22 protein-coding genes, 1 tRNA gene and 1 pseudogene are annotated in these 25,071 nt (G+C 37.2%); 8 read left to right on the forward strand and 16 right to left on the reverse strand.

Annotation, left to right across the window (positions count from 1 at the left end):
• Window positions 1-201: pseudogene (locus ACFIM6_RS07125) on the forward strand (DNA adenine methylase); the annotation flags it as partial.
• 100 nt (window positions 202-301) lie between these two features.
• Here ACFIM6_RS07125 and ACFIM6_RS07130 read toward each other — a convergent pair.
• From ACFIM6_RS07130 to rpmH, 8 genes are all read right to left on the reverse strand, one after another.
• A tRNA-Leu gene (locus tag ACFIM6_RS07130) sits at window positions 302-386 on the reverse strand.
• A gap of 114 nt (window positions 387-500) precedes the next feature.
• Window positions 501-1,121, reverse strand: a complete 621-nt coding sequence (locus tag ACFIM6_RS07135) for a 2,3-bisphosphoglycerate-dependent phosphoglycerate mutase (RefSeq protein WP_375612252.1) — start codon at window positions 1,119-1,121, stop codon at window positions 501-503.
• A 28-nt stretch (window positions 1,122-1,149) separates the two neighbouring features.
• Window positions 1,150-1,962, reverse strand: a complete 813-nt coding sequence (dapB, locus tag ACFIM6_RS07140; protein ID WP_375612253.1) for a 4-hydroxy-tetrahydrodipicolinate reductase — start codon at window positions 1,960-1,962, stop codon at window positions 1,150-1,152.
• Between the two features lie 1,101 nt (window positions 1,963-3,063).
• Window positions 3,064-3,756: a glutathione S-transferase family protein gene (locus ACFIM6_RS07145; protein WP_375612254.1), complete on the reverse strand. Its 693-nt coding sequence runs from the start codon at window positions 3,754-3,756 to the stop codon at window positions 3,064-3,066.
• A 139-nt stretch (window positions 3,757-3,895) separates the two neighbouring features.
• On the reverse strand, window positions 3,896-4,540 hold the full coding sequence (yihA, locus tag ACFIM6_RS07150; protein WP_375612255.1) for a ribosome biogenesis GTP-binding protein YihA/YsxC: 645 nt from the start codon (window positions 4,538-4,540) through the stop codon (window positions 3,896-3,898).
• Complete coding sequence (gene yidC / locus ACFIM6_RS07155; protein WP_375612256.1) at window positions 4,537-6,375, reverse strand: membrane protein insertase YidC; 1,839 nt, start codon at window positions 6,373-6,375, stop codon at window positions 4,537-4,539. The genes yihA and yidC overlap by 4 nt, the downstream gene beginning before the upstream one ends.
• Window positions 6,365-6,757, reverse strand: a complete 393-nt coding sequence (gene rnpA / locus ACFIM6_RS07160) for a ribonuclease P protein component (protein WP_375612257.1) — start codon at window positions 6,755-6,757, stop codon at window positions 6,365-6,367. The genes yidC and rnpA overlap by 11 nt, the downstream gene beginning before the upstream one ends.
• 117 nt (window positions 6,758-6,874) lie before the next feature.
• Complete coding sequence (rpmH, locus tag ACFIM6_RS07165; protein WP_375612258.1) at window positions 6,875-7,009, reverse strand: 50S ribosomal protein L34; 135 nt, start codon at window positions 7,007-7,009, stop codon at window positions 6,875-6,877.
• A gap of 604 nt (window positions 7,010-7,613) precedes the next feature.
• Here rpmH and ACFIM6_RS07170 point away from each other — a divergent pair.
• Window positions 7,614-8,675, forward strand: a complete 1,062-nt coding sequence (locus ACFIM6_RS07170) for an Mrp/NBP35 family ATP-binding protein (protein ID WP_375612259.1) — start codon at window positions 7,614-7,616, stop codon at window positions 8,673-8,675.
• A gap of 308 nt (window positions 8,676-8,983) precedes the next feature.
• On the opposite strand, the gene ACFIM6_RS07175 is transcribed toward ACFIM6_RS07170, so the two are convergent.
• The 7 genes from ACFIM6_RS07175 to ACFIM6_RS07205 form a co-directional block, all read right to left on the reverse strand.
• Window positions 8,984-9,778: a pyrroline-5-carboxylate reductase gene (locus ACFIM6_RS07175; protein WP_375612260.1), complete on the reverse strand. Its 795-nt coding sequence runs from the start codon at window positions 9,776-9,778 to the stop codon at window positions 8,984-8,986.
• A gap of 56 nt (window positions 9,779-9,834) precedes the next feature.
• Window positions 9,835-10,080: a hypothetical protein gene (locus tag ACFIM6_RS07180; RefSeq protein ID WP_375612261.1), complete on the reverse strand. Its 246-nt coding sequence runs from the start codon at window positions 10,078-10,080 to the stop codon at window positions 9,835-9,837.
• A 102-nt stretch (window positions 10,081-10,182) separates the two neighbouring features.
• Window positions 10,183-10,551 carry a YraN family protein gene (locus ACFIM6_RS07185; protein WP_375612280.1) on the reverse strand — a complete coding sequence of 123 codons (369 nt, stop codon included), beginning with the start codon at window positions 10,549-10,551 and terminating at the stop codon, window positions 10,183-10,185.
• A 4-nt stretch (window positions 10,552-10,555) separates the two neighbouring features.
• Entirely contained in the window at window positions 10,556-11,443 is an 888-nt protein-coding gene (gene rsmI / locus ACFIM6_RS07190) for a 16S rRNA (cytidine(1402)-2'-O)-methyltransferase (RefSeq protein ID WP_375612262.1), read from the reverse strand.
• Window positions 11,444-13,480: 2,037 nt separating this feature from the next.
• Window positions 13,481-15,145 (reverse strand): 4Fe-4S dicluster domain-containing protein, encoded by a 1,665-nt coding sequence (locus ACFIM6_RS07195; protein WP_375612263.1) that lies wholly within the window; start codon window positions 15,143-15,145, stop codon window positions 13,481-13,483.
• 3 nt (window positions 15,146-15,148) lie between these two features.
• Window positions 15,149-16,069, reverse strand: a complete 921-nt coding sequence (locus ACFIM6_RS07200) for an electron transfer flavoprotein subunit alpha/FixB family protein (protein ID WP_375612264.1) — start codon at window positions 16,067-16,069, stop codon at window positions 15,149-15,151.
• A gap of 51 nt (window positions 16,070-16,120) precedes the next feature.
• Complete coding sequence (locus ACFIM6_RS07205) at window positions 16,121-16,867, reverse strand: electron transfer flavoprotein subunit beta/FixA family protein (RefSeq protein ID WP_375612265.1); 747 nt, start codon at window positions 16,865-16,867, stop codon at window positions 16,121-16,123.
• A 513-nt stretch (window positions 16,868-17,380) separates the two neighbouring features.
• On the opposite strand from ACFIM6_RS07205, the gene ACFIM6_RS07210 reads away from it, so the two are divergent.
• The 3 genes from ACFIM6_RS07210 (at window position 17,381) to ACFIM6_RS07220 (ending at window position 20,111) form a co-directional block, all read left to right on the forward strand.
• Entirely contained in the window at window positions 17,381-18,199 is an 819-nt protein-coding gene (locus tag ACFIM6_RS07210) for a hypothetical protein (RefSeq protein ID WP_375612266.1), read from the forward strand.
• 179 nt (window positions 18,200-18,378) lie between these two features.
• On the forward strand, window positions 18,379-19,299 hold the full coding sequence (locus ACFIM6_RS07215) for a sulfite exporter TauE/SafE family protein (protein ID WP_375612267.1): 921 nt from the start codon (window positions 18,379-18,381) through the stop codon (window positions 19,297-19,299).
• A 2-nt stretch (window positions 19,300-19,301) separates the two neighbouring features.
• Window positions 19,302-20,111 carry a TIGR02186 family protein gene (locus tag ACFIM6_RS07220; RefSeq protein WP_273790722.1) on the forward strand — a complete coding sequence of 270 codons (810 nt, stop codon included), beginning with the start codon at window positions 19,302-19,304 and terminating at the stop codon, window positions 20,109-20,111.
• 22 nt (window positions 20,112-20,133) lie between these two features.
• On the opposite strand, the gene ACFIM6_RS07225 is transcribed toward ACFIM6_RS07220, so the two are convergent.
• Entirely contained in the window at window positions 20,134-20,415 is a 282-nt protein-coding gene (locus tag ACFIM6_RS07225; RefSeq protein WP_375612268.1) for a DUF6460 domain-containing protein, read from the reverse strand.
• A 1,093-nt stretch (window positions 20,416-21,508) separates the two neighbouring features.
• Here ACFIM6_RS07225 and ACFIM6_RS07230 point away from each other — a divergent pair.
• From ACFIM6_RS07230 to ACFIM6_RS07240, 3 genes are all read left to right on the forward strand, one after another.
• Window positions 21,509-23,134: an ABC transporter substrate-binding protein gene (locus ACFIM6_RS07230; protein WP_375612269.1), complete on the forward strand. Its 1,626-nt coding sequence runs from the start codon at window positions 21,509-21,511 to the stop codon at window positions 23,132-23,134.
• Window positions 23,135-23,477: 343 nt separating this feature from the next.
• On the forward strand, window positions 23,478-23,696 hold the full coding sequence (locus ACFIM6_RS07235) for a hypothetical protein (protein WP_375612270.1): 219 nt from the start codon (window positions 23,478-23,480) through the stop codon (window positions 23,694-23,696).
• 356 nt (window positions 23,697-24,052) lie between these two features.
• Window positions 24,053-25,071: ABC transporter substrate-binding protein (locus ACFIM6_RS07240; RefSeq protein ID WP_375612271.1), on the forward strand; the 1,019-nt coding region annotated here is incomplete at its 3' end.

A 25,071-nucleotide genomic window follows, 5' to 3' on the forward strand; every position in this document is an offset into this window, starting at 1 on the left:
GGGAATTTTGTTGAAGATGATTTTGTGAGTATGGCAAAAGTTCTCAAAAGCATACAAGGCAAATTTGTCTTGAGTCTAAATGATTGTGATGCGGTTCGAGAGATCTTTAAGGATTTTGACTTTTTAGAATTAGAGACCCTTTGGACCTCTGGTTTTGCTAAAAAACCATCCCGAAAAGAACTCTTGATTCGCAATAATTAAGAGGCATGTTAAAAATCCTATTCCCTAACTTTTATTTACGCGTCCCTCACTATAAAAAATATATGGAAAATCAATAAATTATTTTGGATAAAAAAGAGCATGGTGCCCAAAAGAGGACTCGAACCTCCACGCCTTACGGCACAGGTACCTGAAACCTGCGCGTCTACCAATTCCGCCATCTGGGCTTATAAAATTCATCTAAGCGCATGAAGCAACTCTGTCAATAAAATTATAGAATTTATTTTTTTAGCTTAAAACGATAGCATTGAACTTTTGAGGGAGATCATGATTTTAGAAGTTTAAGGTGTGAGGACTGTCTTTGATAAAATTGTTGAATCCGGATTAAATGTGTAAATAATAGGAATGCCGGTCGCTAATTCTTGAGATATAATTTCCTCACCGGAGAGACCTTCAAGCACCATAATAAGAGCACGAAGAGAATTTCCATGTGCTGCGATCAAAACAGTTTGGGAGCGCAAAATATAAGGCTGGATATGGTAAAGATAATAAGGCCAGATGCGTGCACCGGTATCGCGTAGGCTTTCTCCATTCGGCGGCGCAATCGTATAGGAGCGGCGCCACATTTGCACTTTCTCCTGCCCCCATTGTTGGCGTACTTCATCTTTATTTAAACCAGAAAGATCACCATAATTACGTTCATTTAATGCGGGATTTTTTATCACTTCTAAATCTGATTGTCCCATTTGCTCTAAAATGTGCTGAGCGGTTTTTTGAGCTCGCTGTAAGGCAGATGTATAAGCGATATCAAATCTCAAACCATATTCTTTCAGTTTTTTTCCTGCTGCTATCGCTTCTGCATGACCTTTTTCTGTTAAATCGGGATCTTTCCAACCGGTAAAAAGGTTTTTGAGATTCCATTCACTTTGTCCATGACGAATTAGTGTAAGTATGCGTCCCATTATAAATTGCCTCTATTCTATTGATTGTTTAAAATTCATCGTTTAATCCCAAAACATCGAACATTGAATAAAGACCGCTTTCATGATTTTGTGCCCATAAAGCTGCTTTTAATGCGCCATTGGCAAAGATAGAGCGTTCTTGCGCTGTATGTGAAAGAACAATGCGCTCATTGGAGCCGGCAAAAATGACACTGTGTTCTCCAACAACTGTCCCACCACGTGAACAGGAAAAGCCAATGGTGCCTTTTTTGCGTTTACCTATATGACCATTGCGTTCGTTGACACGCACATTTTTAAGCATAACATTGCGCCCTTCAGCTGCTGCTTGGCCAAGAAGAAGGGCTGTTCCAGAAGGAGCATCAACTTTGTTAGCGTGATGCATTTCATAAACTTCGATATCAAAATCATCGGCTTCTAATGCTTTAGCGGCTTTCTTTACAAGGTTGGCTAAAAGATTTATTCCAAGGCTCATATTCCCGGATTTGACAATAGTTGTATATCTCGCAAAATTTGCAATTTTTTCTTCTTCTGTTTTGCTAAATCCTGTGGTGCCAATAATATGGACAAGGCTTTTTTGAGCAGCGTAGTTAGCATAAAGAATACTGGCTTCTGGTTGTGAAAAATCTAAAATACCTTCTGTATTAGAAAAGGCATTTTCGGGATTGTCAGTGATACTAATCCCAAGAGAATCTGAACCAATTAATGCACTGGCATCTTTTCCTACAAACGGTGAGCCTTTACGTACAAGAACAGCACAAAGCTCTACATCTTTCCTCTGCTGGATTGCTGTAATGAGTTCACGTCCCATTCTTCCATTTGCACCAACAACTGTAAGGCGCATTTTTATCTCCTTATGATACTTTACTGTGCAGTATAGGCAAATTCTTGCCTTCTTTCCAATGGTTCTTTTTCTTTATAGAATTTTTTTCCTTCTTTAATTTATCTTGTTGTGCTGTAAAACACTGTTGTTTAGAGCAAGTGATATAAGATCTACAAATTTAAATAGAGATGTTTTTCGTTAGAGTGTGTGATGAATATTCTTAAGTAAGGTTTGCTTATGAAACCTTATGAAGATTGTGTATTACTTTACGCTTTTTTTTCGTTCTTTAAAGGGGAGCGTTCTTCATGCAAAATAAGATCTCCCAAACAAAATAGACCTATGTTGTCAATTCATGCGCTTTTCTTAAAGAAATATTTATCAATTCTTCTAAACTTATTTTATGATAGTGCTCGTGAGTGGTATCACGAGAGAGTATCCATGAATAATATAACATCTATTCTGCGCCACTATCTTTATGCTTCATAAATAGAGAAAATTAGCATTATCATACGTTTTGTTAGCCTTTAATGTTTTAACTTAGTCATTTTCACTCATCAATTCCATTTGTGACGCATAAGAAAACGATTATTTATCATTGTATATCAATATGTTATCCATAAATAAAATCACGTAAAAGGGGGGCAAGGGCTAACAAGAAGTTGGATTGTTTTCACACGAGAGTTGGTCGGATTCTTCATCTTTTAGGAAAGTCAGTTGAAAAAATTGTTATGTTGTAAAAACGTATGATGAGGCTTTGTTTATTATAGAGAAAATAGGATATATATTATGCAATGCGTTTTTTCATATATTGGGGAGAATGGAGTATAACATGCGTTAAGTACTGTTATTTTATTTGCCTAGCTTCCAATGATGCTACAGCTCTTGTATTTAAAGAGAGTCTTTAAAATGCTTTCTTAAGTATTTTTATCCCTGTGCTGATCTTTTTTGTGACACGATAAGAAAGTGATTTTTGTGATTCAATTATAATGGGTTTTATTCTCTGTTTAATACGATCATAAATCAATGTATTATTATATTGTTTATACGCATGCATAAAAATTCATAAACCTATAAATATCCTTTAGATAAAATATCACTTTTATTTTTGTTTGTGAGAGAAGGCTAGAAATCAAGATCTGCATAGTGAGCACTTGCAACAATTCCGCGGACGCGATCTGTTAAAAGAGAACGAAAAGAAGGGCGTGATTTAATTCTCATATACCAGTCTTTGGCAGCAGGAGATTGTTCCCAGTCAATTTCCCCTAGAAAGTCAAGTACAGAAATAGAGGCTGCTGCTGCTAGATCTGCATAGGACAAGGCAGAACCGACTAAGCTATCGCGAGAGGCACAGAGCCAATTGAGATAGTTCATATGTGGTAAAATATTGGCACGTGCATTGCGTAAAATTTGTGAATTAGGAGCACCACCGCCAATGGCAAGTGGCATTTCACGTTTATGGATTCGTTCTCGTACGATATGGCGCGTTGCTTCATTTTCGAATTTATTTAAGAACCAGTCATTGAGACGGCGTACTTCCGCACGATCTAAAGGATTTTCTGGAAAGAGCTTATTTTCTTGTCGTAAACTTCCATGTGTTTCGTCTAAATATTCGCAGATAACAAGAGGACCTGATAATGGAACCTCGTGTTCATCGAGAAAAACAGGAACATGACCAGCGGGATTGAGGGCTAGAAATTCGTGTCTTCTTGCCCATTCATATTCTTCAATCAGTTGAGTGGTTACACCATATTCCCCAAGAATGAGGCGTATGAAGCGCGAGGCAGAGGATAGGGGAGAGTGAAAAAGTGTCAGCATAATTTACACTATCAAATAGAGTTGAAGAGAATTCTTTCAAGTAATCATTTTTATAAAGATGCTTGACTAGAAGTACAAGATCATTAGTAGCTGCTAGTAATTATAATTAATAAATTGTTAATGACTAGGAATTGTTCTCTTATGCGATGGTTTGCAAAATGGCAGCACGTAATTCTTCTAAACCGATAGCTTTTTCTGAAGAGGTTACAAGAAGCTCAGGATAAGCTGCTGGGCGTTTAAGAAGCTTTGTTTGTGTGCTCATAATTAATTTTTCCAAAGCATTTGATTTGATTTTATCGCTTTTTGTCAAAACAATGTGATAAGAAACAGCTGCTTTATCAAGGAGAGCAAGAACATCTTCATCATTATTTTTGATTCCGTGCCGTGAATCAATCAAGATATATACACGTTTTAACGTTGTGCGCCCCCGTAAATAGCTAAAAATCAAATTTGTCCACGCATCAACAAGATTTTTAGGAGCAGCAGCAAAACCATAACCAGGCATATCTACTAATGCTAGAGGGGGAAGGTCTCCTAGTTGCCCACTGAATCCATCGGGGACAAAATAATTAAGCTCTTGAGTTCGTCCTGGTGTATTTGAGGTACGTGCTAAGCTTTTTTGTTGGACGAGTGCGTTGATTAAAGATGATTTTCCAACATTGGAACGACCTGCAAATGCAATTTCTGGTGGTCCTTCAGGGGGTAGAAAGCGTATTTCTGGTACACCACGAATAAAAATCCAATTGCGAGAAAAAATTCCAGAAAGGGAAGAATCTCTTGTCATTCATGCACTTCTTTTTTGGGTGATCTTCTCCAGATGGCTTTCAGATTATCAAAAAGCTCAATTTTAACTCCTTGGCGCTTCATCATGATACCTTGCTGAATGATTGATAATATATTGTTCCATGCCCAATAGATGACGAGACCAACAGGGAAAGAGGCGAGCATAAAAGTAAAGACAACAGGCATCCATGTGAATATCATCGCTTGGGTTTGGTCTTGAGGAGCAGGATTCATACGCATTTGTAAAAACATCGTTATTCCCATAATCAAAGGCCATGCACCAATCATAAGAAATGTTGGCGTTGTATATGGCAAGAGACCAAACAAGTTAAAAAGAGAAGTTGGATCGGGTGCCGCTAAATCTTTAATCCAGCCAAAGAAAGGGGCATGGCGCATTTCAATAGTGATATAGAGAACTTTATAAAGAGCAAAGAATATTGGGAATTGAACCAACATTGGCCAACAGCCTGCAAGGGGATTTATTTTTTCGGTTTTATATAGATCTATTATTGCCTTTTGTTGTTTGGTTTGGTCATCGGGATACTTTTCTTTTATTTCTAGCAACCGCGGTTGTAAAAGCTTCATGCGTGCCATAGATTTATAAGATTTATTGGCTAGAGGGAAAAGAAGAGTTTTTAAGAGAACTGTGACAAGAAGGATGGCGATACCAAAATTCCCTGTTTGTTTATAAAGAATATCAATGAGGGAAAACATTGGTTTGGTGATGAAATCAAACCAGCCCCAATCAATTAAAAGAGCAAACTTTTTTATTTTTAGGTCATTTTGATAATTATTAATAATTTCAACTTGTTTTGCACCAGCAAAAAGACGATTTGTAACAGTTTTTGTTTCATTTGGGGCAATCGTTAAAAGCGACCCTAGCAAGTCAGACTGATAATGCGTTTGCAAACGATCAAAATAAATAAAACGGCTTGTATATTCTTTATTTTGCGGGGGAATAACTGCTACAGCCCAATATTTATCGGTAATACCAATCCAACCTCCTGTTACTTTGGAAAAAGTCATGCTTTTTTGCCCATTATCAGGATTTGGGTCAAGCTCTGCTAAGGTTTTATATTTTTCAGTTTTGAGCGAATCTCCTGCAATACCTATCATACCTTCATGAAGTAAATAGGTTGCATTTGTATGTTCTGGTGGTGCTGCACGTGCAACGCGGGCATAGGACGAGAGATGTATTGGTTGATCACTTTCATTGCTGATAGAATCCTCAATGGTAAACATGAAATGATTATCAACAGAAAGGGTCCGCCGGAAGATTTGTCCCTGTCCATTATTATAAATTAAAGTGATGGGTGTTGAAGGAGTCAGGATTGTATTGTTTCCCTCTATTTGCCATTTTGTATCCGATTGTGGCAAGGCTTTTGCTGGCAAAGACGCACTTGCAAAACCAAATTCAGCAAGGTAGGTTGTTTTGAAACCTTTAGGATTTAGCAAATCGATTTCCGGTGATTTTTTATCGACTGTTAAACGATATTTTTTGAGGTGAAGATCATCAAATTGTGCACCAACAAGATTAATAGAGCCTTCCAGTTCATTGGTTTTGATTGCAATACGCTCTGTTTTGTCCAATACAGCTTTCCGGATTTCAGGTGTCATGGGCTGTTCGATGATAGATGTAGCTTGATACGTTGAGGTATCATCAGAAAAATCTGTCGTGGTAGTAGAAAGGGCTGATTGTTGTTTTGACAATTGCTGTGCGATGACTTGTTGTTTTTGTAACTTTGCTTGTTTGGGAGCAACATGAAGAAATTGCCATGCGATGAGCACTACGAAAGATAAGCCAATAGCGATAAAGAAATTGCGATTATATTCCATCCGTACACCCTTGTTGTTGTTGCTGATGTTTTATTTTTGGTTTTATTCGCCGATTTAATTCACTAATCAAGGATGTAAAAGGTGCATGTAACACATCACGGTACGCTACAATGACATAGTCTGTTCCTGCTTCCATGTGATTTGTTACACCAACTCTCACGGCCTCACGCAAGCGCCTTTTGATACGATTACGTTTCACAGCGTTACCGTTTTTACGGGTAACAGTGAAGCCTACACGTGCAAAAAGAGAATCTTTTCTTTCTGTTGTTTGTTCACGAGATTTAACTTCGAGCAAAAATAAAGGACCACGTCGTTTTTCTCCTGTACGGACAGCCAAAAAGTCTGCTCTTTTGCGAATACGGCAGGGATGTTTTTTCTTCATAAAAGAATATTTCGCAATTTCATTAAATGCCTGCAAGCAGACATTGTAGGTTCATAATAAAAGTTTCACAACGAAGAAACGATGAGCAATCCTCAACGGTTGTGAAAATTTAAATGGTTAAGCAGAAAGCCGCTTACGTCCACGAGCACGTCTTGCAGCAATAATTTTACGTCCTCCAGCTGTGGCCATGCGTGCACGAAACCCATGGCGGCGTTTACGGACAAGTTTAGAGGGTTGGTAAGTACGTTTCATTTATTTAAATACCGCGGAGTGCGGCCCTTCTTAATCTTCGTTTTATGAGTAGTTATGCGCGAGATAAACAATTTTATCCTATCATACGGCTGTTAACCCATAAGGAAAAATATAAAAAAAGTCAATCTTAGATTGTTTTTCTCTCTCTTGAAAGAATACAAAACACCTTATAACTATCTGTAACGCTTTTTTACAATACTGTAGGAGTGTTAGAAAATAACGATTGAAGCTACAGAACATAAATAGCTAGGGCCTTAAAGAATTAAAGAAGGTGTGACTGATTACTGTATGCTCAATTTAAAATATCCTTTAGGATTAAGAGTTTTTTTCAGTTTTTGTTTTTACAAAATTTTTATCAGAATATTCATTAAAGTGGTTGTAGCACAAACGTGATTGATAGGATTTTATAGCAGATTTTATGTTTGAACTTCTTTATTTTAAGGATGGTTTCATATTTTTAAAGAGATAAGAGATGTATACTTTATAATGCTGAGTAAAGTAGAAAATTATCAAGTGATGAACAAAATTATCAGGTGATGAACCTTGTAAGTATTTTTCGTTCTTATGCTTATATTTGCTGGTATTTTTATAGAGAGGAAAGAACATGGATCTTATCACAAGTGAGGCTGTCCGCAACGTATTACGTACAATCAAAGGACCAGATCTTGAAAGCGATATTGTGTCGTTGGGTCTTCTTTCAGAAATATTGATTGCTGATGGTAAGGTTTTCTTTTCCATTACAGTTCCTGATGGAGGTGTGCAAAAATGGGAATCATTGCGTCGTTCTGCTGAAAAGGTGGTATGTGCTTTGGAGGGAGTGAAATCTGCTGTTGTTACACTTACAGCAGAAAAAATAACAAAGACAGCACCTAGTCGGAGAGCAAATCTCTTACCGATCAAAATGCCCATAGAAGGTGTGCGGCATGTGATTGCTGTTGCTTCTGGAAAAGGAGGGGTCGGAAAATCTACGATGGCAATAAATATCGCCTTAGCTTTACAAGATTCTGGTTTCAAAACGGGGGTGATGGATGCTGATATTTATGGTCCTTCGTTGCCACGTTTGACAGGACTTGTTAATCAAAAACCACAGCTTATTGGAGAAAAAAAGATTCAACCTCTTGAAAAATTTGGACTTAAATTGATGTCGATGGGGTTTTTGGTTGAGGAAGAAAAGCCGGTAGTATGGCGTGGTCCTATGGTTATGGCAGCTGTAACGCAATTGTTACGAGATGTTGTATGGGGCCCTATGGACGTTTTAGTCGTGGATATGCCGCCCGGTACAGGGGATGCACAATTAACGCTTGCCCAACAGGTACAATTAACAGGTGCGTTGGTTGTCTCTACGCCCCAAGATCTTGCTTTAGTGGATGCACGTAAAGCAATAGAAATGTTCATGAAAGTTAATGTTCCTATTTTAGGACTCATTGAGAATATGAGTTATTTTATCGCTCCTGATACGGGAAAACGCTATGATATTTTTGGCTATGGTGGTGCACGGGCAGAAGCGGAACGTCGAGAACTCCCTTTCTTAGGGGAAATACCGCTTGATGCAGCTTTACGATTTTCTTCAGATGAGGGAATCCCTATTTTTGTTGCTAAGCCTAGTGAAGAGCATGCTAAACTATATCGTAAAATTGTTGATCAAATAAAAAATCAACTCTTTTGAATGGGGGGGTGTTTAAGAGAGTTTATTAAAACACAATCATGAAAGACATAAAAATAGTCGCTTCTTTGTAAGAGGAAGTTTTAATGTGTGAATGGAATATATAGGTTAAATAAACAAAAAATTATTCATGCGTTTGGATAACCTGAAGGGGAACAAAATTGAAGAGCTAGAGCCGTGAGGTAGAAAAAATATTGGACTTGAGGCAAAAAGAAGAAGACCGAAAATAAAAATAATTTAGAAAAATTGTAAAAGGTTGTAAAAAATATTTTAAAAATCATTTTTTGATACGAATTTTCTTGATATAAATCTTAAAATTTCTTTTTAGAAGCATTCATTTTTTGCAAAGTAGCTTCAAGAGCCATTGTTAAAGCATTCCTTCCTCCTTGTTGAGAAAAGTAATTTGACAAAAATTCATTTGTTCCACCCTTTGTTGAAAACTCTTTTTCAAGCAGTGAAAAATCGAGAGATACAGAACGATCCGTTGCTATAGTTTTACGCATTTCATCTGTAAGATTTCCAAACATCATGGTAAGGAATTCTGCTGATTGTTGTTTTTTTAACCCTTGTATTATAAACCATTGATGGGCAGTTTCTATAAAATTAAAATATACTCCCATAAGTGAACCAGCTGTCATAAAAAGATTAAACTGCTCTTCCTTATCCAGCACCAATGTGCCCCCCAATGCATCAAATAAAGTGCGTAAAAAGGGATGATTGGGATAGATTGGTGTCAAATTTTTGCATTCTGCAACAAAAGGTAATGGAACAGCACGATAAACTTTATGATTAATCCACTCTTCTATTTCTGCTGCTTTTGCCATAGCAAGTACGGAAATAACCAGCTGTTCTGGACGAAAACGAAGAGAGCACAAAACGTCTTCTGCAATTTGGTTGGGCAAGCAAAGAAAAACACAATCACTAACATCGAGCAACGCTTGGTTATTTTCAGCAATCATAACTTTATCATAAGTACGTGAAAGGCGCTTTGCTGTTTGTGCATTGCGAGGCGAAACAATAATGGAAGAAACATCAAAGTTGCTTGTCATTAAGCCATTCACCATTGAAGCACTGATTGTACCCGTTCCCAAAAAGCCAAGTCTCATTATCTATTTCTCAGTTTCATATTTTAAAAGGAATTTCAATCAACATCTCAGGTGTTTTAACTAACATAAACGCTAATTGAAGAAGCAACACATAACATAGCAAGAATAATCAAAACCAAATAGATTTTGGGCTTGTCAAAGAGAACGGCAAAAGCAGAAAACCAACCAACAACAGCTGCGGCTAATGCAAATAAAAAACCTGGTTTATTCATAAGCACAATATGCATTGCCATTAAACCACCAATAATTAGCGCTCCAAAAATGATGAGCAAACCTGTTGCAAACTTTTCATAATCATCCATATTTCGCTCCTTATAGCGCTCAATTATTACACACTTTTTAACGCATATGCACATAAAAACGAAATGTTTTTTATTGAATATGGTTAAAACGGGGGGTGCCGTTTATTGATCAGATGTAAAAAATGCAGGGATATGCTGTGGCCAACGCCAAGGTAAAATTGCAATTAAATCAAAGCGTACAGACAAAAGGGCATAATCTTTTTGCCGTGCGAGCCAAATATCGGCAGCTGCCTCAATTCGCTTTTCATTCATTCGGGAAACCGCTTCCATTGCTTCAGCCAACGTTGAACGTGCTTTAACTTCAACGATTAACACAAGATTTCCGCGTCGTGCAATTAAATCAATTTCTCCACATTTTGTTTTAAAACGCCTTTCGGCAATGTGAAACCCTTTGCAACGTAGCCACCAAGCTGCCAATTTTTCTGCACGAATCCCTCGATAAAAAGACTTTTGTCTGCGTTTTTTTTGTATTATTTTACGCATTTTTTAAAAAGATTAATCGCTGAAAAAGTTCTTGCTTTTTTAAACCGGTTTTTTTTGCAACAAAAGCTGCCGCTTGAGCAGCAGAATGTATCCGTGCGCGTTCTAATAGCATTTCATCAATTTCTTGATCACTTATCACATTTAAAGAAGAAGATGATTCTCCAACAAGTACAACAATTTCCCCACGAATATGTGCTTGTTTTCTGTAATTTTCTAACAAATTTCCCAAATTGGAAACATCTACTGTTTCAAACTTTTTTGTTAATTCACGACAAATGGCAGCAGGTCGATTAGCCGAAAAAAGTGTGACCATATCCTGTAAAGTTTCAACAAGACGATGCGGTGATTCATAAAAAATCAAAGTTGCTGGAATCTCTTTTAATTGTTCCAACCGTTTTCGGCGCTGTAGCTTTCGTGCACTCAAAAAACCTGCAAAAAAAAAGCTATCCGTAGGAAGCCCTGTCGGTATAAGAGCGGCTAAAAGAGCGGATGCTCCAGGAATAGGAATAATTTTATGACCAGCTTTACGGGCCTCTTCTACCAATCGAAATCCAGGATCAGAAATAAGTGGTGTTCCGGCATCTGAAACAAGTGCTACTGTTTTGTTTTCTGCTAAAGCCGCTAAGAGCTTCGGACCCGCTTTTTGCGCATTATATTCATGATAGAGAAAAGGTTTTTTTTGAATGCCGTAACGTTCCAACAAAACACGGGTTACTCGCGTATCCTCACACGCTAAAATATCAATTCCTGCAAGCACTTGCAAAGCACGAAGCGTAATATCTGCAAGATTTCCGATAGGTGTTGCCACAAGATAAAGCCCTGATTCTATAACGGGTGCAGAATAAGCATGCGCACCTATAAAATATGCTTTTTCACACATGCTCTTTTCTTTTCATTAAATTCTCCTCACCACAAGATTTTTATCCATACTCATAAGCCATTTTGGCTCATTTTTTACCAGCACATTTTTTATCATTACAAAGGCTTACCTTACTCGAATAATCGATTACACTACAATAAGATAATTTCATATTTAACGTCTTAATTTAACATTATTATCTATTTTGATCCGCGTTATTTTTTCCAGTAAAACAAATTCCAAATGTAACCAATATTCTATCAGCCCCATGATTTTCTATAAAGTTTTTCCTTCGAGAACCAAAAAACAACTTTACTCATGTTATAATCTCATGCTTCTTTGTGCTCTTTGAAAAGCTAAGCTTTTTAGATTATTTCCATAACGCCGATTTTTCAAATATTCTATTGATATCCAAACTGTTTTTCTGAGCAAATGTAAACAGCCCCTTTTGAAACACATACAGTTAACTGGCAGCTGACTTGATCAAATATAAGCTCTTATCAGCAAAATACTTTATTTTTTCATATTCTCTACAGCTTTAACAGTATACAGTATAATGAGTACCTTAGAAAAGTTTAAGGCTAAATTTTATCTTAAACATTTGATTTATAATAGAAAATTTATTATTTTGCCTATTAATTAGGAGCTTTAAATATCGTAACATTATCTCAGCTCTTCTTATAGTCAATTAATCAAAATCATTTTTGTGCATCTTGAAACCTCCTTAAAACAAAGATTATCGCCTCATTGGAGATCGCAGAGAAAATAATGCTGTTAGCTTGTACTTTTTATTTCATAAATATGGAACTGTTCGTTCACAGGATTGCGTTATACCTTTTTCGGATAGTGTCGCAAAATTATTGTTTGATATGAGAGCTATCTCTTAAAAACAAGCCCATGACTGAACAACACAAGTCTGCTTTAATTTTGGATACCTTATTTTTTTGAAGGATATGCTCCCATAAAAAACGTAAGTAATAAAAGCGGGGACAATACGTTATCTCTTCTTTTTAGAGGATATTGTGATGCTTTTGAAAGTTTAAAAACCAAATGGACAGATGATAGTAAAGAGGAAAACAGGTTTTTTCCTTTCAGGTTTCATATTCTTGCTAAATGAAACTGTATTTTCGTTTCAGAGATTACTCAAATAGAATATGCAATATTTTTGCTCTAGCTACAAAATCTGGAACGGCGTGCAGAGCTTTCATTCACCTTAATCTTTCTTTTAAATATACCACTTGTGTTCAATTTGGATGTTGATTTACAAGCAATAGCGAAAGCACAAGCTTTATAAAAAAACAACTCTATAAAACACGTCATAGAGTGGTCATGAAAGCTATTTTGTTTTTTATCAGGTGTTTTGCTAATAGCGATAGTCTCCATGGCTTGGCATCTGCTTATTTTTACGGTATTTGTACACATTCATTGCAGTATATTGGTAAAGGTTAGATGCAAGGCGATTATCTTTAATGCAAAAATAAAAGGTTAATGTGAGATTAAAGATTTTTTCGTGTCATTATCAGTAGAAACATTATAAAGGGCTTGAACGAGCATGCTCTTTATCTCACGATGTTTTTTCTACATTCATTCGTGGTTTTCTTGAGTGAGCATTACTTGGCAAAGTGTAGGAGAAAAAATAAATGTGAAGCGCATCTTCAGGGGGGCTCTTGGCTAGTTAAAACGATAGATGTTTCTTATGAGAGGGCTAAAAGCATTTTGGATCATATGGGAGAGGGGGTAAAGTAGAACGGGCTTATTTTCCTTCAGATTTTCGAGAACCGCGGCTGTTTCTTTATCGCAGAATTGTCAAGAATATATTCATTATTGTTTTGTCATTTAGATAAAAAATTTTTGATAAAAATATGTTATGTTTTTTTATTGAAAAAAGTCATGCGGTAGGGAGAGTATTTTATATGAGAATAGAGTTCTTTTTACATTGTGAAAGAACGTATGCAGGAAGGTGATTGATGGATTTCTGATCTGAGGGAAATATTTTTATCCATTGCGTTTTGTATATTTCAATTTTAGGAGAATGAACAATGATTATATATTGGGAAATTACATATTGGGATAGAAGGGGCCCTCATTGCCTTGCGGACAGATCCAAGTGATATTTTGGTTTGGGTCTTTGATGTCACACGTTTTACAATGTATACAATTTGAAGCGTTGATCATATAAGCCAGATGACCATTATCTTCTAGCCACTCGTAGACAGCGGCGGGACAATAGCGTGTAGAGGGTCCTCCATAGATTGCATACTCAGAGTCTTTTTGTTTTTTTAATGAGGCGATTTTTAAATGGCAAGGTTGATTTTCTTCATGGTGCGTATTGGAAAGGGCAACACTTGAAAGGCGATCAAAGGTTATAACGCCATCTGGTTTTGGGTAAGCAATGGGTTGAAATTTTTCTGCTGGTTCAAGGCATGCATAATCTTCCTTTCCATGGGAGAGTGTTTTAAATAAGGAAAATCCGAACAATTGTTGCCACCACATATCAAAACCAGCAAGTTTAATTCCATATTTTGTCCCATATTTTGCCCAGAGCGGTTTGGCATTTCGCACTTTATAAAGATCTTTACCAATGAGCCCTTTTCGCCACTGCTCTTCGATTTCTTTAACCTCATCATGGGCACGCCCTTGTGCAAGAGCGGTAGCAATTCTATCGGCAGCTAATATGCCAGATAAGATGGCATTGTGTGATCCTTTGATACGAGGAACATTGACAAATCCAGCAGAGCAGCCAATAAGCGCTCCACCAGGAAAGGTGAGTTTTGGTACAGATTGCCAACCTCCTTCGCTGATAACACGTGCACCATAGGAAAGACGTTTTGCGCCTTTAAAGATTTTATAGAGTTTTGGATGTGTTTTAAAACGTTGAAATTCTTCAAAGGGAGAAAGATAAGGATTTTTGTAATCTAAGTGCACAACAAAACCGACAGAAATGATATTGTTTTCTTGGTGATAAATAAAGCCACCGCCACCGGTATTATTGTCTAAGGGCCAACCAGTGAAATGTTGTACTAAACCGCGTTGGTGTTTGTTGGGGGCAATTTCCCAGAGCTCCTTGAGACCAAGACCAAATTTTTGTGGTTCTCGATTTTTGCTAAGATTAAAATGTTGTATCAGTTGTTTTGCAATTGAGCCGCGTGCTCCTTCCGCAATCAGAGTATATTTTGCCAATAAAGCCATCCCAGGCATATAATTTTTTCCAGGGGTTCCATCTTTGTTAAGCCCCATATCACCGGTGAGAACACCAATGATAGCTCCGTTATCTTTTTGGATGATGGGTTCTGTTGCTGAAAAACCAGGATAGATTTCAACACCCAACGCTTCAGCTTTTTTGCTTAGCCAGCGGCAGACGCTCCCAAGCGAAACGATATAACATCCGTTATTTGATAAGATTTTAGGGTGCAAAATATTGGGAAATACTGTGGACTTTTGAGGCTTTAGAAAAAAAAATTGGTCTTGTGTAACAGGGGTTGTGAAGGGATGGTCGTTATCATTTCGCCATTCTGGTAAGAGTGTGTCGATACCAATGGGGTCAACAACTGCGCCAGAGAGAATATGTGCACCAACTTCGGTTCCTTTTTCAACAATTGTGACAGAAAGCTCAGGATTAATTTGTTTAAAACGAATTGCGGCAGAAAGCCCTGCAGGTCCTGCTCCGACAATGACTATGTCAAACTCCATACTTTCACGTTGGTCATGCAGAGGTGCTTTCATGGCTTATAAAGCTTTCTCCAATTCTGGAATAATTTGGTGGAGATCACCTACAAGGGTGTAATCGGCAATTTGCATGATGGGAGCTTCTTCATCTTTATTAATGGCAACAATAATTTGTGCATCCATTATACCGGCTACATGCTGGATTGCACCGGAAATGCCAACGGCGATATAGAGTTCAGGGGCAACGACTTTTCCTGTTTGTCCAATTTGCCAATCATTGGGAGCATAGCCTGCATCCACTGCTGCGCGGCTGGCACCTAAAGCAGCATTTAATTTGTTTGCAAGAGGAAGAAGCAGGGCCATAAATTTCTCTTGAGAACCAAGACCACGCCCGCCTGATATAATAACACGTGCTGAGGTGAGCTCAGGACGATCACTTTTGTTTGTCTCTGCTTTTACGAAAGAAGAAAGATTTGGATTGGGAGCTGGTGTTATTGTTTTAATGGGAGCAGAATTATTTTGGGAAGGCGTTGGGGTGAAAGAAGCGGTGCGAACTGTTATAATCTTTTTATAATCATTGGTGCGTACAGTTTCAAATGCATTACCTGCATAAATTGGTCGTTTGAAGGTATTGGGTGAAAGAATGGCGGTAATATCTGAAATTTGCATAAGATCAAGAAGAGCTGCTACGCGCGGCATCACATTTTTCCCAGTACTGCTGGATGCTGCCATGATCACATTATAATCATTTGCTAACGTGAGAATTGTATCTGCCATAGGCTCGGCAAGTTGATGGGCTAAATAGTCTGCTTTTGCAATAAGAACTTGCCGCACACCATTAAGTTTAGCACTATTTTCCGCTATCGTTTGAACTTTTTCTCCGCAAACCAGAATATCGATATCGTTACTGAGTACGCGTGCAGCGGTGAGTACTTTTGCTGTTTCTTCTGTATTATGATCGGCCAATAAAAGAATTGCCATAAGTTTTTGCCCTTTTATGTGAGTGTTGCTTTTACTCTAGTGGTGAGAATATTAAATGCAGTTCTTCTGTTTTAAGGCTCTGACAAGTTCTACTACATTTGCCACTTTTATACCGGATTGACGGGTTTTTGGCTCTTCAACGCTTAAAATTGTTAAGCGTGCTTTCGTATCGACGCCAAGATCAGTAAGAGATTTTTGTTCAATGATTTTCTTTTTTGCTTTCATGATATTGGGGAGAGAGGTGTAACGCGGTTCATTGAGCCGTAGATCGGCGGTCATAACCATGGGAAGGGGAAGACAAAGGGTTTGTGTTCCATTATCAACTTCACGAGTAACTGTAGCATGCCCATTTTCTATGTTAAGATGTGAGGCAAAAGTTGCTTGTCCCCACCCAAGAAGAGCAGCGAGCATTTGTCCTGTTTGGTTGCTATCGTCATCAATTGCTTGTTTTCCTAAAAAGACCATGTCGGGTTTTTCTTCATCAACAATGGTTTTGAGAATCTTAGCAATTGCTAAGGGTTCAAGTGTTTGATCCGTTGTGACAAGAAGTGCGCGATCAGCTCCCATTGCAAGTCCTGTTCGTAGAGTTTCTTGAGCTGCTTCTGGGCCAATTGAAACAAGAAGAACTTCTGAAATTTTACCGGATTCTTTTTGGCGAATGGCCTCCTCCACGGCTATCTCATCAAAAGGATTCATAGACATTTTTACGTGAGACAGATCAACGCCTGTACTATCCGGTTTGACGCGTATCTTGATGTTATAATCAACAACACGTTTGACAGCGACAATTATCTTCATAATGATCCTCTTTGTTTGTATGTTACAAGTTTATAGCAATACTCATAAGAAACCAAATTGTTTAGAATGAAGTCTCAATTTATAACTTGTGTTCTCTTTCGTATAAGCTTTTTTATGTTTACTTGTACTTTCTCGTCGTCATTTTCAATCTTCATATTTTTGCATTGCCATAATTGCCTTATTTGCTTGAATAAAAAGTAAAAAAATCAAACTGTCTTGTGAGAATATTCTTTTTTAGTTTCTTATGCTTTGTTTATGATGGTGCAATAGGTCCTTTATGCAATGAAAAATTAAGTGAAAAAGATAAAAATGGGGGAATGATTTTGCTCTTCAAATCTTGAAGACAGAAAAATTAAAGATCTTTCTTTCAAATATTTTAGATAAAGATTGGGGAAAATATTTCTAACAAAAAAGTTTTTGGAAGTTCTTAAAGCTCTATTTACTAAAATAGAGCACATTTTCTCATCATTTGTTGCGATTCTTTTCAAAAAGGTTAATGAGGGGTAGGCGTTTGTGAATACGAAGGGTCATACGATCGACCAAGCGACCAAACAGGTTAGGAACGATAAAGTCTTTTCTTTTGTTGAACAGAAAGACAGAAGGGATACTTCTGTAGAAGTAACGATGTCGGATATTGCTCAAAAATTACGCACCGTTTATGCGCAAATGCAAATGAAGCATTCGCCTCGTTCTTTAATGCAGCAGAGTTCTGTAGAAGAGCATTTTAAATCTTACTTAGATGATATTAGTCGGGCCATTTTGGCTGAACATTATATACGTCGTCAAAGAGAAAAAAAGCTTTTCCAGTCTTTAGAGCAGATTAAAACAATTGTTCAAAGTTTGCAGAGTGAAAAAAAAAGCTTAGAAGAAGCAGCGGTAACACGACAGGTGTCTCGTTCAAAATCACCTGATTCTGTTGTACAAAAACTTGCTCACATGGAATGTGAGGGAAATCAAGAACGCTTATTACTTCAAAAGGTGCGAAATTTTTCGAAAGAAAACAGCATAATTTCACTCCAAACAAATGTTGAAAATACGTTGCAGCAAGAAAATAGAAGCCCTTTGCCCAATGATGCTCTGAAATCTTCTTTTAAAAAGGTTGAGGGAGTAGTGAAGCATGCTGTGATAGAAGAAAAAGGTATGATGGGTGCTCAGGCATCTAATCATTGTATTGAGAATGATTTTTCTTCTTTAAGGACGCAGTCTCGGGAACATGTCTCGTTTTTATCTTATTTGGTAAAAAAAGGTGTTCTTTGTTTTTTAACCGTTGCATTTGTGGTAGCGATAACGTTATGTTTTTATAGCTTTTTAAAAGGAGCTCGTTTTTTTTAATTTTTATGATGTTGATGTTAATAGATGTGAAATGTATTGCGCATTCATGTTTGTGCGGAAGCTATAGCAACTAAAATTATCTTTTTAAACACGCAACAGAGATTATTGGAAAAGAGGATAATTGGAGAAGGATTCTCTAATTGTAAAAAAAAACTCAAATTATCTTGAAGGTTCTGTAAGTGAGTATTTATTTACCAATTGCTGAAATGTCACTCAATATGCTGATCTTGATTGGTATGGGAGTCGTTGCTGGTTTTTTTTCAGGACTTTTTGGAATCGGTGGTGGGTTTCTCATCACGCCGTTATTGATTTTTTATAATATTCCTCCTGCTATTGCTGTTGGAACAGGTGCTAACCAGATGATTGCTTCATCTGTAACAGGAGCAATTACACATTTTAGAAGACGTACGCTCGATATTAAACTTGGTATTCTTTTGGCGATTGGAGGAGGGATTGGTTCTTTAATCGGGATTCAGGTTTTCTCTGTTTTGAAAAAGTTAGGTCAATTAGACTTAATGATTTCGCTTCTTTATGTGATTCTTCTTGGAAGTGTAGGAAGCTTGATGATCGTTGAAAGTTGGTATGATATGATGCGCAAGCGTAAGGAAGGAAAAGCCAATATTCGTCTTGCTGGTCGACATAATTGGATTCATCGCTTACCCTTAAAAATGCGTTTTCGGACATCTATGATATATGTTAGCATTATTCCAGTTTTAGGGATTGGTCTCATTGTGGGGTTGTTGTCTTCTATTATGGGAATTGGTGGGGGGTTCTTTATGATACCAGCATTGATTTATCTTCTGCGTGTTCCAACCAGTGTGGTGATTGGGACTTCACTTTTTCAGATTACATTTGTGTCTTCTTTCACGACAGTTTTGCAAAGTATGACTAATCAGTCCGTTGATATTGTCTTGGCTTTTTTGTTAATGCTTGGAGGAAGTATTGGTGCGCAATATGGAACACGGGTTGGACGGAAGTTAAAGGCTGAACAATTGCGTATGGCACTTGCATTTTTAGTGTTGATTGTGTGTATGCGTCTTGCTTTTCAATTATTTATACGCCCTGATAATCTTTTCTCTCTGGATATTCTTATGAGATAAAAATGGGTAGATTATTTTCTTTATACATCATTACAGGTTGCTTTTGTTTTATTTCTTTTTCTACATGGTCACATGTTGGGACGCCAGCTACATTCATTGATCAAGTTGACCACGAAACTGTCCAAATTATTGTAACAACGAATACGATTACTGTGGATGCAAATTTTGCTGGTCGTGATCTTTATATTGCTGGTGTTTTAGAAAATATTGATCCTTTATATTCTCGACAGAACCGTTATGATATTGTTGTAAGCTTGGAGGGACAAGATCGGACAATGGTGATGCGAGAAAAAAAACGCAATGCCGGTGTATGGGTCAATACAGATTCTCTTATTTTTAAAAAGGTTCCTCTTTTTTACTCTATGGTCACAACACGTGAAATTGACGATATTACGAGCATTGAAGATTATAAACGCTTAGGGTTAGGATTACTCTATTTGCCATTGCAGACGGATGAACAAGATCAGAAAAAAATACAAATCTTTCGCGATGAACTTATAAAATTGCAAAAAGCTAAAAGCCTTTATTATGAGGAAGTGGGTGGGGTTCGTTTTGGTTCTGACACACTTTTCACAGCGCATTTTCGTTTGCCAGCAAATATCCCAGTTGGACATTATAAAGTTCGTGCTTATCTTTTTCGTGATGGACAGTTTATTGATAGTGCAACAACGACTCTTGAAATTGTTAAAGCACATATCACCTATACAATTTTTTATGCAGCGCACAAGTATCGTTTTTTATACGGTATTGTTGCAGTGATTATTGCTATTACTACAGGATTTTTGTGTCGTTTGATTTTTCGAAAAGATTAACGCAAGGAAAATGTTAAGGCTTTTATTTTTTATGAAAAATTCGTAAGATAAGAAAAATAGGCACAACAACAATAGCTCCTGTCATAGTTATATGGAAGAAATTTGTAAGCGTTATAAATCCTGCTTCCCATAGTGATTGAAAAAAATCGACTATTTTTTGTATGAGGTTTTGAGGTGTCCATCCCAAAAAATTCATTACGATACCAATGAAGAATGAAAGGATAAGCAATTTTAGACTAACGCGGCGTGATTTTCCTCCAAGAAACGCATGAAAAGAATCTAATAATTTTTTTTTTCGCTTCATTTTAATATACTTTCAAAGATCGTGTTTTTTATTGTATTATCATGGTACAGCGATGTTATTATCATAAAGGAAAAACATTTTTTTATTTTTTCTTACTTTTTGAGTTTATCACCTTAGTCTGGTTAACGGTGCTGGTTTTTGAAATATACACATGTTTTATTGCATTTTTTGCGATATTTTCATGGCGCTTCTTTTATTAAATGAAGGGATATCCTTTCGTCTCGAGAATTTGTAGAGAAATTTTATAACGTTTCAGCATTTCTTATCAGAGTGAGAGTTCTAGTATATTGAAGATTTTGTAACGAACTTATTATTGTCGTGTATAGAAATAATATTTCAAGACAGTTTACTTAAAAAAAGACTATCTATTCTAATAAGGGTATGCTTATATAGGTATTATATTTAGATATTTCAACCTTAGTGCATTGAAAAGATCTTTTTTTCTGAAAAAATGTAAGCAATGAATTGAGTGTTGTTAAAGGAGCAAAGATATTAAAAATACGATGTGGAAAAAAGTTTTGTTATGTGTGGGTGCGTAAAGGAATATCAGGGGGAGCCTATGCTCCTTTTATTTAGAAATAAAATATAATTTAAAAGCTGTTATTTGGCAGAGGATTATGGAAAAATTCAAAATTCCTCTTGTAGGGGGAGGAGGTCATGTCGGTTGATGGGTGAATTTTCCTGTTTTGTTAAAATGTCAAATTGTTAGTAGAGCTCTTTGTTATTAAGGCGCTTAAGCTAACAAAGAAGAGTCTTTTGATGGCATAAAAAGGCGAGAGGAAAGAAGAGACAAGCTTACCCGACAAAAGAGAGAAAATAGTGGTTTTATAGTCTTCAATCGTAGGCGTTATGACATCATGAATAGGCTCTGTTATGGGGGGGAGCATTCATTGTATGTCAGAGTGTTTGTTGTTGCATGTTTTGGTTTGTCTTGGCTTATAGCCATGGGTAGAAGTCTGTGGTTGGTAAGTGGTGTTGTTTGAAGGTTTTAATAATACTTTGTTTGAGGCGCTTATGGATCATCTAACCTTATTATTAAGCATATGCTTGTTGTGTGGGAAATTTATATAGTAAACTTTAAAAGGAAAAGTCTATGAACTTGAAGAAAAAAATATTACAAAATAGCAGCTCTCTTGTTTCTGCTTTTATAGCTTTGGCGATGGTTGCACAACAAGTTTCAGCAAAAACACCCGCTGATACCCTTGTGATGGCTTGGAATCTTGATGCAATTAGTACATTTGATCCCGCACAACTTAATGATGTTTATGGAAGTGAAATTGTTCGCAATGTTTGTGATAATTTGGTCAGTACTGCGACAGATGATCCTGCTAAAATGGTTCCCGCTTTAGCAACACATTGGGATGTTTCAGGTGATGATCACAGTACGGTGATTACTTTTCATTTACGTGATGGTTTGAAGTTTAATGATGGTCGATCAGCCAATGCTAATGATCTTCTTTGGAGTATGAAGCGGATTGTCAAATTGAAGATGGGTAATGCGGCAATTTTTAATGAATATGGAATTACAGAGCAAAATGTTGATGATGCTTTGCAAGCCCCAGATAAGAAAACAGTGGTGATGAAATTTGATAAGCCTTATCCAGCAGAGCTCATTCTTAATAATATTGTTGCAAGTCCGGCAACAGCTTTGCTTGATCGTCAGACAATTATGAAGCATGAAAAAGATGGCGATTTTGGAAATCAGTATTTGAAAAGTCATGCTGCTTGTGTTGGTCCTTATCAGTTAAAAAGTTGGCGCTCTGGAGAAGCTCTTTTGTTGCGTGCAAGCTCTCACTATTGGGGACAAGCGCCTAAACTGAAGCAGATTTTAATTCGCCATGTTGCAGAGCCCGGAACACAACGTTTGTTGTTGCAAAAGCACGATATTGATGTTGCTCGTGATTTGACACCTGAAGATCTTGCAGATCTGCAAAAAACAACAGATGTTAAAATCGAAGAAGTGTTAGAACCATCTATGATGTACTGGGGATTTAACATGACAAATCCTATTTTTGCTAAGGAAAAAGTGCGTTTGGCGATGCGTTATCTCATAGATTATGAAGGTCTTGGCAAGAAGCTTCTCAAAGGTGTTGGTGTTCCACGGGCCAGTTTTATTCCTCTTGGCAACTTTGGGGCTTTAGATGAAAAAGAAGGGCAACCCTTTAAACTTGATATTGCAAAAGCCAAGCAGCTTTTAGCAGAAGCTGGTTATCCGAATGGATTTGAGGCAAATTTTCTCGTATCAAATGCTCCTTATAGGGTGTTAGTTGCTCAGTCACTCCAAGATAGTGCCGCAAAGGCAGGGGTGCGTCTTAAAATTGAACGGATGGCCGGTACACAGTTGTTTTCTAAACTTTATGCACGGGCTTTTGATACGATTTTTGTCGGATGGAATAATGATTCTGCGGATCCTCATACAATGGCTTCACGTCTTGTTTATAATCCAGATAATCGGCTTGAGGCAAAAAATACCGCCTATCCTAGTTGGCAATATGGGTATTTGGATGAAACGATGAATCAAAAGGTTCAGGATGCATTGTTTCAAAAAGATCCGCAAAAACGGGCACAACTCTATGCTGATTTACAACGTGAATTGATGCAAAAAGGACCTTATGCGTTTATCTTTCAGAAATATACTGTTATCGCGATGACGCCTGATATCAAAAAGTGGGTTTGGAATAGTGCGCCACATATTTTTTATAGTAAAATTGAAAAATAAGAGTGTCTTCAATGCTGTTCAATAGATAAAGGGCATCGTCATGATATATTCGGCGTATTGTATAAATTTTCAAGTTTTGCAATGCGTCGAAGATCATAGGTAATGCGTGATATATTGTTGAATGTCTTTTCAAGACATTCGTTTAAAGATATTTTTCATTCTCATTAGAGGTGTATTTAAGTGGATGTTAAGATCGATATTTCAATTTTTCTGAATTAGAAAGTGGTCAATTTATTTGTTAAAAAACTGAGAGTAACATAAAAAAACGAAGTGTAACAAATATCGCGGAATTTAGTGGTGCTAAAGGTGCAAAGGTTTTGCGATGTTGAAGGAAAGTTTTGTTATGGGGGTACACAAGGGATATCAGTTTTTTATGGTGTTTATATTTTCTTTTGCTTTGAAAGATGATGAGATGTCATTTGGAGGGTGTTATTTTACGGGGAGTGATGAAAAAATTAAATTTTCTTTTGAAGAAGGAATAAAAGTCGTTGCATTTGGCAAACTAACGAATTTTTCTGTTTTATCAAATCGTCAAATTGTTATGAAGGCTCGTTGTTATTAAGGTACTTGAGCTAAAAGGGGTAGTGCTTTGATGGTATAGAAAACGCCGGAAGAAATACGAGACAAGCTTGCTTAACAAGATAGAAAAAATACAGGTTTTATAGTCTTCAATAGTAGGCGTTATGGTATCGTGGTTAAGCTCTGTTGTTGGTGAGCGTTCATTGTATATCAGAGTGTTTTCCTTTGTATGTTTTAGTTTGGCTTATAAGTGTAGACAAGAGGAGTCATTGGCAAGAGGTGCTTGTTCTTGAAGATTTTAAAGTTTGGTCTTTAGGAGCCTATCGTTCGTCTAAACTTAAATTAAGCACGTTTTGCTGCATGGAGAATTTATACAATAAACGTTAAAAGGAAAATTCTATGAACGTGAAAAGAAAAATATTGAAAAAGGGCAGTTCTTTTGTTTCTGCTGTTCTTGCAATGGGGATGTTTGTGCAACAAGTTTCAGCAAAAACACCCGCCGATACGCTTGTGATGGCTTGGAATCTCGATCCAATAAATACATTTGACCCTGCACAACTCAATGACCGTTATGGAATTGAAGTGGTTAACAATATTTGTGATAATTTAGTCGTTTCTGCTACAGATGATGCGGCTAAAATGGTTCCCTCGTTAGCGAAGAGTTGGGATGTTTCAAGTGATGATCAGAGTACGGTGATTACTTTTCACTTGCGTGATGGTTTAAAGTTTTATGATGGTCGTCCTGCAAATGCCAATGATCTTGTTTGGGGTATGAAGCGGGTTGTCAAATTGAAATTGTCTAATGCAGCAACATTTAATGAATATGGGATTACAGAACAAAACGTTGATGAGGCTTTTCAAGCACCGGATGACAAAACGGTGGTGATGAAATTTGATAAACCTTATCCAGCAGAGCTCATTCTTAGCAATATTTCCACTAATCGCACTACTGCCTTGCTTGATCGTGAGACACTCATGAAAAACGAACAAGATGGCGATATGGGAAACCGATATTTGGCCAGTCATTCTGCTTGTGTTGGTCCTTATCAGCTAGAGAGTTGGCGCCCTGGAGAAGGAATTTTGTTGCGTGCAAGCTCCAATTATTGGGGGGAGGCGCCTAAATTGAAGAAGATTTTAATTCGCCATGTCGCGGAGCCTGGAACGCAACGTTTATTATTGGAAAAACATGATATCGATGTTGCACGTAATCTGATGCCAGAGGATTTGGCAGATCTCCAAGCAACAACGGATATTAAAGTTGAAAAAGTGTTGGCGCCCTCCATGATCATATGGGGATTTAATGCGACAAACCCTATTTTTGCCAATGAAAAAGTGCGTTTGGCGATGCGCTATCTTATTGACTATGAAGGACTCGGTAAGACTCTTCTCAAAGATGTTGGTATTCCACGTGCAAGTTT

Source organism: Bartonella sp. AA9NXGY (assembly GCF_042196845.1).
Classification (GTDB): Bacteria; Pseudomonadota; Alphaproteobacteria; order Rhizobiales; family Rhizobiaceae; genus Bartonella.